This is a genomic window from Enterococcus sp. DIV1304_2 (assembly GCF_050555445.1).
GTDB classification, from domain to species: Bacteria; Bacillota; Bacilli; order Lactobacillales; family Enterococcaceae; genus Enterococcus_B; species Enterococcus_B pernyi.
Genome location: NZ_CP187851.1, coordinates 2,396,458 through 2,411,591 on the forward strand (window position 1 = coordinate 2,396,458; position 15,134 = coordinate 2,411,591).

Sequence of the window (15,134 nt, forward strand, 5' to 3'; positions counted from 1 at the left end):
CCTTGTTTACTCAAAAGTCCATATCATATTGATTTTGTCGTTTTTGATAATCAATTTCTCTTGCTGTTTCTTCATACTCTCTCCGAGCTTTTTCAATCGTACCATCATCAATTGCACGATTAAATAAATAAAGAACACGTTTTGTTTCTTGAATATAACGCTTCTTAAAATTACGTTCTAAAGCGGGTTTAGTATCATGAACGTTAAATTGGTCATAATCAGTTGATAAACTCTCTGAGATATCATAAACAACTTTTTTATACACCAAATCTACACATTTCTTCTTATACTTTAAAGGCTCCTCTTCCACTGCAAATCCAAAGAATTGGTCTTTATTCTCACCAAAAACATCTAATAAAATTTCTATTCTGTCCTCTATTTCAAATTTATATTTGTCATAAAATTTTTCATAAGCTTTTGGTGATCTAAGAAATGGTATATTCTCATTATCTAATTCAAAGCGTTGCGCTCGTTCTTGCCAATTAATTCTACTATCCGCTCTACCATTTAACGATTTACCAAGATGTCGAATAGCAATTTCAGTAAGTACCTCTTCAGATTGAATTTGCTCCGCTTTTTTATTTTCTGTGAACAAATCATCAAGATAATTCATATCATAGTTTTGCCCTAAACGCTTTCCGCCAATCTTTAAGATTAACTCACCTTCAGAATCTAAGAGTTTGTACCCAATACGCTGATTTTTGGCAAATCGATAGGTCTCAATAGAATGTTTTTTCTTCAATTCCGCATGAAAGTCATCATAATTTTTCGCATACTGAGCAACTTCAGAAACAGCTAGTTTTATTTTTTCTCGATTTGAAATCTTATTTTCAGTTCTAAATTCACGTTCTTTCCAATTTTCACGATCTGCAACTAAATGATTATACTTATACATATCAAGTGGGCTAATTCCATTATCAATAAGTATATTATCATTCCAAGCCTGCAAAACTCGAATATCATTCTTTCGAATATCCATTTTCTTTCCTGTTCGCTGATCGTTTGGTGAAATACCAAAGTGATTGTGAACATGCCCTTTGTCTGTGTGTGTGACGACCAAAATTGACTGGTTAGGAAACATTTTTTCTGCCCACTTAACACCCAACTCATGTGCTTTTCCAGCGGAAATATCTTCTAGTGGATCAAAGCTTTGTGTAAAATGCCAAAGCTTTATTTTCCCTTTATCACCAAAAATTTCATTGGTTCGTTTAAATTCCTCAATAGCATTTAAATCATTCGATACGCCAATTCCTGACACGAGTTCAGAATCTTCTTGTTTATTTAACATATATGAAATTGTATTATGAATACTCCTACTTTTTGAAGCAATTTTTATAATCGAGCCCATAACTTATTCAACTCTTTTTCCAAGCGATTCAATGGATCACTTATTGATTTTATTTGTATCATTAAGTCATTTTTTTCAGCATATAGCCGCTTTAATCGCTCTTGCTTAGTTGTAAAAGATAAGTAAATACTCTGATGTTCTTCTTTTTGTATCTCGGTATCTTTTTTATTTAACTGAACACGCAAATAATTTGCTGTTTTCACTAATTGATTCAAATTTCTTCCTATTGCTAGTAAATGAAAATTAATTTCTTTATATTGTCGATCGGTATATTTTAGACTTTTTCCTGCGTTGTCTACTGCGATTTTCTTCACGTACATTGGAACAGATAAACCAAAAATGTCTGCTGTTTTTTCTAGCTCTTGGTACTGATAATCGTCTACTCGAAACTTTATCGGCCTATTTTGTCGTCGACTATCTTCATTACGTTTATATCGCTTTCGCCTTTCTTCTAATGGTAGTTTACTGACATCAATTGCCATATGCACTTCTCCTTTCCAATATTATTTTTAAGTTCAAAAGAAGCAAGCGAGGGGAAAGGGAACCCTTCCCCGCTTGTCGAGGGAGTAAACTCCCTACGAGCACCCTCATGCTCCGCATTTTATCGAGATTAGATAGCCGATAAATCAGCTACCTAACACTTTCTTCTTGCGCCTCTTCTCGATAGAAAATTCGATACGCTGTCTCTCCTTTTCTTCTCAAAAATTGTTGGAACTTCGTTTCCAACAATTGATCGCTTGCAAGAAATTCATGCACTAGGGTAAATTCGCTATTCGCGAAATTTACCGCCTTTTGCCATTTTTCTCGAGTACCTTTTTGATTAATCTCAAAAGTTTCTTCAAACTCTTTTACTGATGAAATTCCTGTTTTTTCATAGGTAAACTTTCCCAGTTCGGGATAAAGCTTTCTCTCCAACTCGGCGAGTTCTTTTTTCAAATCTGCAATTGATTTTTGTTTTTTCCTTGCCATTTTTCATGCTCCTTTTTGTATGTGACTAAGTTCATTCATAAGCTCATTTTTCATCTTTAATTCTTCTTGAATCATCAGTTCAATATAATTAGTGACCGTGATTTTTTCATTTGTTGCATTCTTTACTGATTCACATAATTCGTCAAGTTCTAAGAAATCATGCGTACTAATCTTTAGAATTAATTGCATGACAATCCCCCCTTTTATTTTTTTAATAGATTATCGAAAAGCGGATTAGGATCATTAAGTGTATCTCTGAATAATTCGTTATCTTCATAAGTGAATCTTCGTCTTGGTTTTGATCCCTTATCATTTTCACGAATTTCACTATCAATAATCACTGTTTCATGATTTGAATCAAATTTTTTCGCTGACTTTCTGTCTTCAACGATATTGATTTTTTGTGTTTTTTCTTTCATTTCTCCACTATCTTTTTGAACGTTCTCCCGAACATCTACTGTTTTGAATCCTTGACTACTTGTAGAACTTTGTACATTTTCTCGGACATCTACTGTTTTTGGTTGACCTGCACTGCTGACTTGCACATTCTCTCGGACGTCCACTGATTTAAACCCTTGACTACTTGTATAATTTTGTACATTTTCTCGAACATCTACTGTTTTTGGTTGACTTGTACTGCTACTTTGCAGAATTTCTCGAACATCAATTGTCTTAGTACCTTGACCATTTGGAGAACTTTGTAAATTCTCTCTTACATCAACATTCCGTCCGACATGACCATTCAATGAACCTTGAATATTTTCTCGGACATCTACTGATCGACCACCTTGACTACTTGTAGAATTTTGTAGATTTTCTTTGACCAATTTTTCTAATCCGGTATTTGAATTTTTAGCTTCTTGGATTCTTTCTTTGGTCAATGCTTCTTTTTCGTCCATATTAGCGCCTGTACATCCTTCTACACGTTTCCTTAACATTCCCTCACGATTTATTGCTTCAGGCGTGTATTTCGCTTCTTGTCGCTTCTGATTAATTAATTCTTCAGCAGACTTAGCTTGACCGTGCATAGCATTTTTACGTTCTTCAATATCTTGTTGAACTTTTTGCTGAATTGCACTTGCAGAATTATTATTCGATTCAGCATTATTTTTCATTGCTTCACGCATACGTTCAGAACTAGACATAATTCTATCAGCATTTTCAACCTTAGCACCATCTTTTCTATCCGAAAGACGTGTTGGCATGGAATCAGCATATTTTCCAGTTTCATCTTCTTTATTTTTAGCTAGCATAGGTTTGCTATTTTTATTAATAGCGGACACAGTACCATCATCTAAACCTTCTTTGAACTTACTCTTGGTATCATTAGCCATATCACGCATACTCTTAAATGGTTTTGTTGCTCTTTCACTAGCCATTGTAGCTCCATCTGAAGCTAAACCTGATAATCCACGTTCATGGGCATATCCCAAAACTCTTCCAGTTTTGCCAGCTTTTTTTGATAGAGTTTCGCCGAAATTCTTTTCTGGTTTTCGATCTTCTCCTTCTCCGCTGTCTGATCCATTTCCGTTTCCACTTCCTTTGGCACGATTAAATCCATTTGATCCTTTTCTAAACAGCATAGCGCCCATGCCGAATGCTGAAGCAATCTGGCCATAGCCTTCTTTTAAACCAATATCCACGCCAAAGTAACGCATGACTGTTCCACTACCCTTTATTAGAACGAACACGGCACAGATATAAGCAATTGTTTTTATAAAAATATTTGTTGAGATACCTTCGCCAGCGTTTAGATAATTTATGAACATTGCAAACATAGACAATCCGAATCCTTGCAATCCGACTGTCAAATAACACTGTAAAATATCTGACAAAACTTGTTTTGATCGTTGACCTGTCTCTAAATCAGTAGCAAAAACAATAACACCTAACACACGTTTAAATGCTAGCTCGAGTATTGCTGTAATTATAATGAAAGCACTAAAAACATACGCTACCGCTAAAGCAATCAATCCAACTGAAATTCCCCACAGGTTCGCTTGATAGCGATAATATCCTGATTTGATACCATCAACAAAGGTTGACAAAAAATTATCTGAAAATTTAGTAGCAACAAATTCATTATCAGAATTTTCAACTAATTCATAACGCAGGTTATCAGCTGTTGGGTTCTCTTTTTCCATTTTATCAATTACATTATCTGTCAATACTTGCGTAAGATCCGTTTTCCAAAAATTTTCTTTTGTTAGATTATTCCGGTCATTCGTTTTGTTAATCATTGAATACTGATCTGTTTTATTGATATAAGCTAAATCAGTGACCCCTTGTTCAATCAGCGACCACGCCACGCCTTCGTCCGAATTTGTAATCGTAGTCGTATCATTATAAAATGTTTTAGAAAACTCTATTCCGCTGTGAATCAAAGTTGGCATTAAAAGAATCAATGAAATTGACATTACAACATTCATTCCAACAGATTTTAGATCAACCGTTCCTTTACCTGTAATCATTTTATAACCAATAATCACTAGTGAAAGTATCATTAAGCCAACAACAATGGTACTTAAAACTGACTGATAGACTTTGTTCAATCCGGTACTTTCTACAAAGCTAAACAAATCTAAAACCTCGGGAATCATATTTTGAATGCCATCGACAACAGCGAACATTGATTTTATAACTGACCAGCCTATCCACATACCGAACTGGCTGTAAAAATTTCCGTTGTATTTTTTCAAATAATTCTGGTAAAGCGGATTAGTTAAAAAGTCAGTTTGACTCTCAGTATCATCAAACCAATTGAAAATACTGCCTTCTGCAACGTTACTCGTAAAAATAATCATAGCTATGAGAACAAGAAAACTAATCGACAACCAATTAATTTTTCTCTTAATTACTTTCATTGTTACCTCCCTCAGCCCATTTTCTGAGACTCTCAGAGAGTTTCTGAGCTATTTTTCTGTCAATTATGATATGAGTTACACATTTGTCATTTTCAGATCTTAAATCGAGAACCACTGTGTTGAAGCAGATACTCTCGATTAGTTCGAGAGTATCAGTGTTTTGATCAAGACACCATATTTGATCTATTAGACGATTTTTAATCACGTTTTTTCTCCTTCTAACCAATTATGCATAGGGATTTTAGGTAACTCTTTAATTCCGAATGCATAATTGAATTGATCTGTAGTCTCTATATTTTCTAAAAGCTGATTTTTATATCTAATTTGAAGTCCATTTAGAAAAAATTTTGCGTAATCGAATAGTCCTTCATCTGTTTTTGCTTGAAAAACGCATGCTTTATGTTGTGTTATAATGCATTGAGCGTTAAGATACTGGGTATTTTCATATAAAAATTCAATGATTTTTCTGATATCTTTTATATCTACATTAGCGTTTTTCAAATATTGATACACTTGCAATAATTTTCGACCATTTTCATTATTTTTTTCATAAAGAACAATTATCTTATCGTAAATATCTTTAAATATGTCCTCTTCCTCTTTCTTAAAATTGTTCTTCTTTAATTTGTTACTTCTTAGTTGCTGATTTCCCGCAAACGGTTTATCCGTAAACGGAAAACCCGTTTGCGGTGTTTCAAACAATACCCATTCGACAGTATCAAAGCGCCCATCACTATTTCGTTTCTGCTCTTTGATCAAATATCCATATTTTATCAACTCTTTAATTCCCGTGTTTACTGATTCTCTTCCATCTTTTTCACTATCATCAGTAAGCTTTTTAGTATAAAAAATCCAATCCTCTGAAAAAGAAAGCATATAAGCTAGCAAACCTCTTGCTTTGTATGAAAGTCTACTATCACGAAGAACTTCATTTGATAGAATGGTAAAATGGCTATCTATCTTTCCTCTTCGTATTTTTGTCATATAATCACCTAATTCATTTTTATGTTAAAATGAATTCATATAAAGTTTTCTCAGAACTTTATTGTCGAGTGTTCCCCTTTGTCTGCAAAACTATCGGGAGCACTCTTTTTCATTTTTTTCAAAACTTGTTTAACAGCTTGTTCTGCATAGTCACGTCGCATTAAATCGAATTGAAGATAAATCTCGATTTCTTTAAAAAACAACTCTGATACTTCATCATCTTTCAATATTTACCCCTCTTTTCATTCGAGCAAACATAAACTCATTAACTGCCTTTTTCGAATAAAACTTTCTTGCACCCAATTCCACAACAGGTAAACCTTCGTTTCTTACAGCATTTTTTAAAAAGTTTTCGCTCACATTTAAATATTCTGCCATTTCTTTTTGATTAAGATATTCCCTTGTCATACCCGCATTTTCTTGAGCCTTTTCAATTGCCTTTGTAGCAATTTGATAAAACTGTTTTAGAAACATTTCCTCCTGTTCTTCTGAGATCATTAATTTTATTGCTTCCATAAAAACCTCTCCTTTTTGATTGTTCTATAACTTCTCTACCCGTACAAATACCGTACAACAACAGTCTATCATAGAGTCTTTTTTTGTCAATACAAAAACCGTACAAAACTAAATATAATATGATATACTATGACTTAAGAGACGAGGTGAAATAAAATGAAACCAGATGCAATTAAAGTTGGCTCAAGAATTAATTTCATCAGAAAAAAATTAGGACTTACTATGCAGGAATTTGGGCGCAAGGTTTCTAATTCTCCTAGAAGCACTGTGTCAACATGGGAACATGGTGGTAACCTGCCTTCAAAAGAAAAGATGAGCCAGATAGCGAAGTTAGGGCAAGTGAATGAAGATTGGATAAAATGGGGAGATTTTGAGGAGTATATAAATGAGTATATTTCTTTTCTTGGTTATTCCAATTACATTAGTAATAGGCAATATATCGCTGATATTATTTCAAAAGACATTCAAAAAAGTCACTCTATAGATTTTACCCAATATTCTTTAGATGAGGATTACTCAAAATTTAACAGATCAATTGAAATGAAATTCAAAAAATTATATTTGGAGGAGTTATTAAAAATATTACGTACTATTTTTGATGATTTAATACATGATAATTATTTAGGAGAGCTATCGGATGTACAAAGAAAAAAAATATTTAATAATTTCTATGATGATGTTTTAACAAATAAAATTGATATAGATGATATAAACAAGGTCAAAAAAATATGTTTAAACCATTTACGTATTTATGATACTTCAGTTACAAAAAAAAAGTATTCATCAGTTGAGGATTTCTTTTATAAAATTACTAAAGACCAATTTGAAATAGAAAAATTCATTTCTGATCTTAGTAAAAAATACAATTTCCCATATGAGAAAAATAGTATAATCGCAAAATTTCTAACTAATAATCACGATAAATTTAAAAACAATTGATTCTTCAAATAACTTCTCTACCTGCAATCATGAAGTAAGGAGAGAATCACATGGCAACATTTTTTAGTTATAAATTACAAAATGGCGAAAAATATTGGGGATTTGAAACTTATTTAGGAAAAGATCCCAAGACTGGAAAAGATATACGTACAAAGCGTAGAAGATTCAAGTCAAAATCTGAGGCGCAAACAGCACTTAATAGACTACTTGTAGACTTTAAAGAAAAACAAGAGTTTAAAATAAATGTTACAACTTTTCAAGAGTTGTATGAATTATGGATTGATAACTACAGAACAAGAGTAAAACCGTCTTCTGTTGCCGTTGCTCAACGTTTTTGCAAGAACCATATATTACCTGCTTTTGGGGAATTACGATTGGATAAAATAAGTGTTAGTTATTGTCAAAAACAGGTTAATGAATGGCACAAAACATTAAAACAATATGGTTTCTTGAGAAAAACAACTGCTCAAATATTTAAATTTGGAGTAGCAATGGAAGTCTGTAAGGATAACCCTATGTCTAAAACATTGCTTCCAAGAAAAATTGAAGAAGAACAACCCTTGAAGTTTTACACGAAAGATCAATTGCAACTATTTTTACAGAATACTAAAGAAAATAATTCGGTTAAACTGTACACTTTTTTCCGTTTATTAGCTTATACAGGAATGCGTAAAAGCGAGGCATTGGCGCTTCAATGGGAAGATATAGATTATTTCAATAAAACAATAACAATTGGTAAAACTATCGCTCAAGACGAGTTTAATCAAGTAGTTCTACAAGTACCTAAAACTAAAAATTCATCAAGAACGATTCAGCTTGATGATTTTACACTTAAACAACTGCGTATTTGGCAACAAGAGCAAATGAAAATAATGATCATATATGGCTATAACACGAATTCACCAAAGCAGTTTCTTTTCACTACAAACACAAACAAGCTGTACTACCCCCAAGTAGTAAACGATTGGTTAGACTGGATTTACAAAAAGACACCGATGGAGCCTCAAATTACTCCACATGGATTTAGGCATACCCACTGTAGCTTATTGTTTGAAAGTGGTGCTTCGATAAAAGAAGTACAAGAACGATTAGGTCACAAAGATATTAAAACTACCATGAATATCTATGCTCATGTCACACCACAATCTGTTAAGAAAACAGGTGACCGATTTGCAAAATTTATGGGCGAATAATTCCAAACGTAGCCAAACACGTAGCCAACTATTAAAATGCAAATAAAAAAAGGCTCGAAACGCTTTAATATCAACGTTTCGAGCAATGAATTAGTTGTTATCCAACAGACCCTTCCATCTCATAACTAATCAACCGGTTCAACTCTACCGCGTATTCCATCGGTAGTTCTTTTGTGAATGGTTCGACGAAGCCCATGACGATCATTTCTGTGGCTTCGGATTCGGTCAAACCGCGACTCATGAGGTAGTAGAGTTGTTCTTCTGAGATTTTGGAGACTTTTGCTTCGTGTTCTAACGAGACTTGGCTATTGTGGATCTCGTTGAATGGGATGGTATCTGATTTGGACCATTCGTCCATGATGATGGTATCGCATTCGATGTGAGAGATCGAGCCGGCACTGTCTTTTGCAAAGGTGACTTGGCCTCGGTAGTTTACTTCGCCGCCGTCTTTTGAAATTGATTTTGAGACGATCGAGCTTGAAGTGTTTGGTGCGTTGTGGATCATTTTTGCGCCTGTGTCTTGGATTTGGTTGGCTCCGGCAAATGCGATGGATAGCATAGTGCCTCGTGCGCCTCGTCCGTCTAAGTAGACACTTGGGTATTTCATGGTTGTTTTGGCTCCTAAGTTGCCGTCGATCCATTCAACAGTTGCGCCTTCGTAGGCTTTTGCTCGTTTGGTTACAAGGTTATAGACGTTGTCGGACCAGTTTTGGATCGTTGTATAGCGGCAGTAGCCGTCTTTGCGGGTAAAGATTTCCACGATGGCTGCGTGTAGGCTGTTGGTTGAATAGGTTGGTGCAGTACAGCCTTCGACATAGTGGATGCTGGCGCCTTCGTCCACGATGATCAACGTACGTTCGAATTGACCGGTGTTTTCGGCGTTGATTCGGAAGTAGGTTTGTAATGGGACATCGACTTTGACGCCTTTTGGTACATAGATAAACGTACCCCCAGACCAAACGGCTGAGTTTAGTGCGGCTAGTTTGTTATCTGTTGGTGGCACGAGTTTTGAAAAGTATTCTTTGAATAGTTCAGGATACTCTTTCAATGCAGAATCTGTGTCGGTAAAGACGATGCCGAGTTTTTCGAATTCATCTTTCATGTTGTGGTATACGACTTCTGATTCGTATTGGGCTGAAGCGCCGGCTAAATAAGCACGTTCGGCTTCTGGAATACCGATTCGTTCAAAGGTTTCTTTGATTTTTTCTGGTACGTCATCCCAATCGCGAGCAGGTCGGTCACTTGGTTTTTGGTAATATTTGATGGCATTGAAATCAATGTCAGATAAGTCTGGTCCCCAGTCTTGCATGGGCATTTTGTTGAATGCTTCTAGGGATTTCAAACGGAACTCCAACATCCATTCTGGTTCTTCTTTGATCCGCGACATTTCCCGAACGACTTCTTCAGTCAAGCCTTCTCCTGTACTAAAAACGGGTTCCACGTCGTCGTGGAAGCCAAATTTATATTCTTCTAATTCTGGTACGCCCATTTGCTCACTCCTTTTCCTTGTGCTCATGATGGACGGTTGCAGTACCGTCTTCTTCCATTGCTTTGCCTAGTGCTTTCCAGGCAAGCGTTGCGCATTTGATGCGCGCGGGGAATTTTGCGACACCACTTAACATGGCAGCGTCCCCTAGTGGTTCAAGATCTGCGACTTCTTTTCCTTGGACCAGCAGTAAAAAGTCGTCCGTCAATTGCTCTGCTTCTGCAATTGTTTTGCCGATGACAGCATCGGTCATCATTGAGGCACTGGCTGTGCTGATGGAGCAACCACTGCCGTCAAAGGCGATATTGTTGATTTTGCCATCTTTGATCTCGACTTGTAACTCAATGACATCCCCACAGGTGGGATTGTTCATTTCAATCTTATTGGTTGATTCCGTCAACGTACCACGATGATGTGGATGGGATGAGTGGTCCAAGATCACGTGACGGTAAAGATTGTCTAATTTAGATAGTGCCATGTTGGAAAAACTCCTTTGTTGCGAGAATTGCTTGGACGAAACGATCGGCATCTGCTTTTGTGTTATAAATGTAAAAGCTGGCACGAGCTGTCGCAGCAACCCCTAGATACTTCAATAATGGTTGGGCACAATGATGACCGGCACGAACGGCGACGCCTTCCATATCAAGAGCAGTCGCTACATCATGGGGATGTAGATTCTCTAAGTTGAAGGAAATCACACCTGTACGTTGGGTCGGGTCTTTTGGGCCATAGATCGTCAAGCCTTCGATTGCTTGGAGTTTTGGTAAGACATAACCAACAAGTTCTTCTTCATATTGATGAATGCCTGCTAAACCAATCGATTCAAGATAATCAATGGCAGCGCCGAGTGCGATCACACCGGCAATGTTTGGTGTACCTGCTTCGAATTTCCAGGGAAGTTCTTTCCATGTGCTGTCTTGTAGGCCAACAAAGTCGATCATTTCTCCACCGAATTCAACGGGTTCCATTTGTTCCAACCATTTCCGTTTTCCATATAATACACCTGTTCCGGTCGTTGCGCACATCTTATGTCCGCTAAAGGCAAAGAAATCACAGTCTAGTGATTGGACATCGATTTTGATGTGTGGGGCAGATTGCGCACCGTCCACTACCAAAATTCCGCCTTTTTCATGAACGATCGCTGCCAATTCTTGGATCGGATTGATGACACCTAATACATTAGAGGCATGGGCGACCGATACGATCTTCGTTTTTTCTGTGATGATCGAAGTGGCATGCTCTAGATCAAGAAATCCTTCTTCGGTCAATTCGATGTATTTCAAAATGGCGCCAGTTCGTTTTGCCAACTGTTGCCAAGGGATGATGTTCGAATGATGCTCCATATAAGAGATCACGATCTCATCACCGGCTTTGACAAAGGCATCGCCATAGCTTTGCGCTACCCAATTCAAACTTGTGGTCGTTCCACGTGTGAAAATAATCTCAGCGGTCTCTTGGGCATTTAAAAAACGACGAACTTTTTCTCTGGAAGCTTCGTAATCATGGGTTGCTCGTTCGGCTAACGTATGCACGCCTCGATGGACGTTGGCATTGTTTGCGGAATAATAATGCGTCATAGTCGCTAACACTTGTTTGGGTTTTTGCGTAGTCGCTGCATTGTCTAAATACACCAGGGGTTCGTCATTGACTTCCTGAAATAAGATCGGGAAATCTTGACGGATTTTTTCTGGAGAAATCATACATTTAACTTCCCTTCAATAACTGCCACTAGTTCTTTGCGCACCGCTTCTACTGGAATCGCAGTTAAGACAGACCCTAAGAAGCCACGAATGACTAAACGTTCTGCTTCTTCTTTTCGTAAACCTCGACTCATCAAATAATACATTTCTTCCGGATCGACACGTCCAACACTTGCGGCATGTCCTGCTGTAACTTCGTGTTCATCGATCAATAGGATCGGATTGGCATCGCCTCTGGCTTTATCTGAAAGCATCAAGACACGACTTTCTTGTTGGGCATCTGCACCTTTGGCTTTTTTCAAGATGTGCCCAATACCGTTGAATGTCAACGTACCACGTTCGCGGATCACACCATGTTGCAAGATATGTCCGATCGTGTGTGGAGCTTTATTTGTCACCCGGGTATCGATTCCTTGGGTTTGTTTTCCTGAACTGATTGCCACGATCTTGACTTCCGCATGTCCGCCTTCACCGACTAGATCTGAATCAAAATCAGCGACGATATTCCCATCGTTCATCACTCCGATTGCCCAGTCCACAAAAGCATCCCGTAAGATATGTCCACGACGGTTCATATATGCTGTGACATTTTCGCCTAATTGGTCGACTGCTGCATATTTGACTTTGGCACCGGCTTTGGCGATGACTTCAACAATGATATTCCCAGAGACTTTCTGTAACTCTTCTCCAGTTGTTTGGAATCGTTCCAAGTAAGAGAATTCACTGTGTTCATCTGCGACGATCAAGACGTGTTTAAAGAAGTGTTGCGAGAATGCTCCTTCTTGGATAAACAGGGATTCGATCGGTTCTTTGATGACCACGTTTTTTGGTACGTATAAGAACAAGCCACTATTCATGAATGCCGCATGGAGCGCAGTCAATTGGTCTTCGTCCATTTCAACAGCTTTCGTCATGTAATATTCTTGGACTAATTCAGGGTATTCTTGCATTGCAGTAAATAGATCTGTAAAGATCACTCCTTGTTCTGCAAGGTCTGCGGATAATTGCTCAAAGACAGTCAAGGTGCCTTGTTGCACGACTAATGGATTGTCTTTCATCGCATCAAATGCCGCAACATTTCCAGATTCAGGTGTCTGATCAGTCAACTCATTGATTGAAAACAATGGCCAACGGTGGAATTTCACACGTTCGATATGGGGCAATGGTAGTTCATCTGCTTTTTTCAGCGCCTCTTGACGAAGCGTCGTCATCCATTCCGGTTCACCTTTACTGAATGAAAAATCTGTAACAGCGTCAAGATGATCGAGCCATTTAATGTCTTTCATAGATGTGCTCCTCCTTACGCTTCTTCTTCTTTGTAGTCGATTCCTAATTCTTTACTGATGCCTGCATATCCTTCGGCTTCTAGGCGTTTTGCTAGATCTGCACTGCCAGTCATCACGACACGACCTTCCATCATGATGTGGACTACGTCAGGTGTGATGTAGTTTAACAAGCGTTGGTAGTGAGTGATGATCAAGGCACCAAAGTTGTCGCCGCGCATTTCGTTCACGCCTTTTGCCACGACTTTCAGTGCATCGATATCTAAACCAGAATCGATTTCATCTAAAATCGCAAAAGTTGGTTCTAACATCAAGAGTTGTAAGATCTCATTACGTTTTTTCTCTCCACCAGAAAAGCCTTCGTTCAAATAACGTTCAGCCATTTCTTCTGGCATATTCAAGAGTCCCATCTTTTCATCTAACTTTTTCAAGAATGACATGACAGAAATCTTGTCATCTTCCGGACGTGTCGCATTGATCGCTGCACGCATAAATTCGGCATTCGTGATTCCTGGAATCTCACTTGGGTATTGCATGGCTAAAAACAGACCTAAACGCGCACGTTCATCTACTTCTAGCTCTAACACATTTTGCCCATCAAAAAGGATTTCTCCTTCAGTTACTTCGTAATTCGGATTTCCCATAATTGCAGCAGACAAGGTCGATTTACCTGTTCCGTTTGGTCCCATGATGGCATGGATTTCTCCTGTTTTCATTGTTAAATTCACGCCTTTAAGGATTTTCTTGTCCTCAATCGACACATGTAGGTTTTTTATTTCTAAGACAGACATGTAGTTCCCCTCCATATTCTGATTCGTTCTCACTCATTTTAGACTAATTGAGAATGAAGCGCAACGCCCCGACCAGTTAAAAATGTCATAATTTCGATTTATTTCAAATAAAACATCATTTTCAATTGATAATCTTTATAAACTAAATAAAATAATTTCTGTTCGTTTTTTCTCAAAAAAAGTCTGGGAATCATTCCCAGACTTTACAGGTTTTATTTTGCATCCGCATCAACAGATTTCACGGAGCCTTCCCATTGTTCTTCGATCCATTGACGAACATCTTCTTGATGCAAGACTTCGATCAATTTTTTGATCTTGTCGCTGTCTTCGTCACCTTTACGTGTCGCAATGATGTTGACATATGGTGAGTTATCTTTTTCTAGTAATACCGCATCTTCTAATGGATTCAATCCAGCGCCGTAAGCAAAGTTGGCATTGATAGCCACTAGATCGCCTTCGTCATTTTGGTAAGTAGAAGCCAATAATGCTGGATCGATCGTGTGATTGAACTTCAAGTTTTTAGGATTTTCATCGATATCATCAAATGTGGCTGTTTCTAAATCCACACCGTCTTTGACTGTCACTAAACCAGCGTCTTTCAAGATCGTGATGATCCGTCCCCAGTCAGATTCTGAGTTTGAAGTAATGATCGTTGCGCCATCTTCTAATTCAGAGATGTCTTTGATTTTTTGTGAATACAAGCCCATTGGTTCGATATGGACAGCACCCGCATTGACAAAATCATAGCCTTTTTCGTCGATTTCTTTGTTCAAGTAAGGGATGTGTTGGAAATAGTTCGCATCAATGTCACCTTCTGATAATGCTTGGTTTGGCAAGACATAGTCGTCAAATTTGACGATTTCCAAATCAATGCCTTCGTCTTTCAAAAGAGGTTTCACATGTTCTAAGATTTCCGCATGTGGCGTTGGTGATGCGCCGATTTTCAAGGTTGTATCGTCTGATGCATTTGATGAGTCACTACTGCTTCCGCCGTTTCCACATGCGGCTAATCCAACTGTCAGTAAAAGCGTTGCTGCAAATCCAAAAATTTTCTTTTTCAT

Annotated in this window: 17 protein-coding genes; 2 read left to right on the forward strand and 15 right to left on the reverse strand. The window is 37.5% G+C overall.

All coding sequences use genetic code 11. The annotated features are described in order from the left end of the window. Positions 1-10: 10 nt before the first annotated feature. The 9 genes from IGJ14_RS11030 to IGJ14_RS11070 form a co-directional block, all read right to left on the reverse strand. Positions 11-1,348, reverse strand: a complete 1,338-nt coding sequence (locus IGJ14_RS11030; protein ID WP_086274648.1) for a relaxase/mobilization nuclease domain-containing protein — start codon at positions 1,346-1,348, stop codon at positions 11-13. Beyond that, complete coding sequence (locus IGJ14_RS11035) at positions 1,333-1,830, reverse strand: plasmid mobilization protein (protein WP_086274646.1); 498 nt, start codon at positions 1,828-1,830, stop codon at positions 1,333-1,335. Before IGJ14_RS11035 ends, IGJ14_RS11030 begins: the two co-directional genes overlap by 16 nt. A gap of 148 nt (positions 1,831-1,978) precedes the next feature. Further along, complete coding sequence (locus IGJ14_RS11040; RefSeq protein WP_002332566.1) at positions 1,979-2,317, reverse strand: hypothetical protein; 339 nt, start codon at positions 2,315-2,317, stop codon at positions 1,979-1,981. Between the two features lie 3 nt (positions 2,318-2,320). Beyond that, positions 2,321-2,506: a hypothetical protein gene (locus IGJ14_RS11045; RefSeq protein WP_002322420.1), complete on the reverse strand. Its 186-nt coding sequence runs from the start codon at positions 2,504-2,506 to the stop codon at positions 2,321-2,323. A 14-nt stretch (positions 2,507-2,520) separates the two neighbouring features. Then, entirely contained in the window at positions 2,521-5,181 is a 2,661-nt protein-coding gene (locus IGJ14_RS11050) for a pLS20_p028 family conjugation system transmembrane protein (protein ID WP_370569802.1), read from the reverse strand. Next, positions 5,168-5,386 (reverse strand): hypothetical protein, encoded by a 219-nt coding sequence (locus tag IGJ14_RS11055; protein WP_033704759.1) that lies wholly within the window; start codon positions 5,384-5,386, stop codon positions 5,168-5,170. The genes IGJ14_RS11050 and IGJ14_RS11055 overlap by 14 nt, the downstream gene beginning before the upstream one ends. Then, a complete protein-coding gene (locus IGJ14_RS11060; RefSeq protein WP_086274642.1) occupies positions 5,383-6,165 on the reverse strand; it encodes a helix-turn-helix domain-containing protein in 783 nt (260 codons plus the stop codon). The genes IGJ14_RS11055 and IGJ14_RS11060 overlap by 4 nt, the downstream gene beginning before the upstream one ends. A 50-nt stretch (positions 6,166-6,215) precedes the next feature. Then, positions 6,216-6,392, reverse strand: coding sequence for a hypothetical protein (locus IGJ14_RS11065; RefSeq protein WP_225582109.1), 177 nt, complete (start codon positions 6,390-6,392; stop codon positions 6,216-6,218). Beyond that, a complete protein-coding gene (locus IGJ14_RS11070) occupies positions 6,382-6,681 on the reverse strand; it encodes a helix-turn-helix domain-containing protein (RefSeq protein ID WP_086274640.1) in 300 nt (99 codons plus the stop codon). Before IGJ14_RS11070 ends, IGJ14_RS11065 begins: the two co-directional genes overlap by 11 nt. A 156-nt stretch (positions 6,682-6,837) precedes the next feature. Between IGJ14_RS11070 and IGJ14_RS11075 the strand changes: the two genes are divergently transcribed. Further along, positions 6,838-7,620 (forward strand): helix-turn-helix domain-containing protein, encoded by a 783-nt coding sequence (locus IGJ14_RS11075; protein WP_086274638.1) that lies wholly within the window; start codon positions 6,838-6,840, stop codon positions 7,618-7,620. A gap of 50 nt (positions 7,621-7,670) precedes the next feature. Continuing rightward, a complete protein-coding gene (locus IGJ14_RS11080; protein WP_086274636.1) occupies positions 7,671-8,813 on the forward strand; it encodes a tyrosine-type recombinase/integrase in 1,143 nt (380 codons plus the stop codon). A 97-nt stretch (positions 8,814-8,910) separates the two neighbouring features. Here the strand turns inward: IGJ14_RS11080 and sufB are convergent, their stop codons facing one another. The 6 genes from sufB to IGJ14_RS11110 all read right to left on the reverse strand — a co-directional run bounded on the left by sufB (position 8,911) and on the right by IGJ14_RS11110 (position 15,134). Continuing rightward, positions 8,911-10,302 (reverse strand): Fe-S cluster assembly protein SufB, encoded by a 1,392-nt coding sequence (gene sufB, locus IGJ14_RS11085; protein WP_019723680.1) that lies wholly within the window; start codon positions 10,300-10,302, stop codon positions 8,911-8,913. A 4-nt stretch (positions 10,303-10,306) separates the two neighbouring features. Then, positions 10,307-10,777, reverse strand: coding sequence for a Fe-S cluster assembly sulfur transfer protein SufU (gene sufU, locus IGJ14_RS11090; protein WP_071866912.1), 471 nt, complete (start codon positions 10,775-10,777; stop codon positions 10,307-10,309). After that, a complete protein-coding gene (locus tag IGJ14_RS11095) occupies positions 10,764-11,999 on the reverse strand; it encodes a cysteine desulfurase (RefSeq protein ID WP_195475657.1) in 1,236 nt (411 codons plus the stop codon). Before IGJ14_RS11095 ends, sufU begins: the two co-directional genes overlap by 14 nt. After that, positions 11,996-13,285 carry a Fe-S cluster assembly protein SufD gene (gene sufD / locus IGJ14_RS11100; RefSeq protein ID WP_019724375.1) on the reverse strand — a complete coding sequence of 430 codons (1,290 nt, stop codon included), beginning with the start codon at positions 13,283-13,285 and terminating at the stop codon, positions 11,996-11,998. Before sufD ends, IGJ14_RS11095 begins: the two co-directional genes overlap by 4 nt. A 14-nt stretch (positions 13,286-13,299) precedes the next feature. Then, positions 13,300-14,073 carry a Fe-S cluster assembly ATPase SufC gene (sufC, locus tag IGJ14_RS11105; protein ID WP_019724376.1) on the reverse strand — a complete coding sequence of 258 codons (774 nt, stop codon included), beginning with the start codon at positions 14,071-14,073 and terminating at the stop codon, positions 13,300-13,302. Positions 14,074-14,285: 212 nt separating this feature from the next. Next, the gene (locus tag IGJ14_RS11110; RefSeq protein WP_065097060.1) at positions 14,286-15,134 is read right to left on the reverse strand and encodes a MetQ/NlpA family ABC transporter substrate-binding protein; all 849 of its coding nucleotides are present in this window, start codon (positions 15,132-15,134) and stop codon (positions 14,286-14,288) included.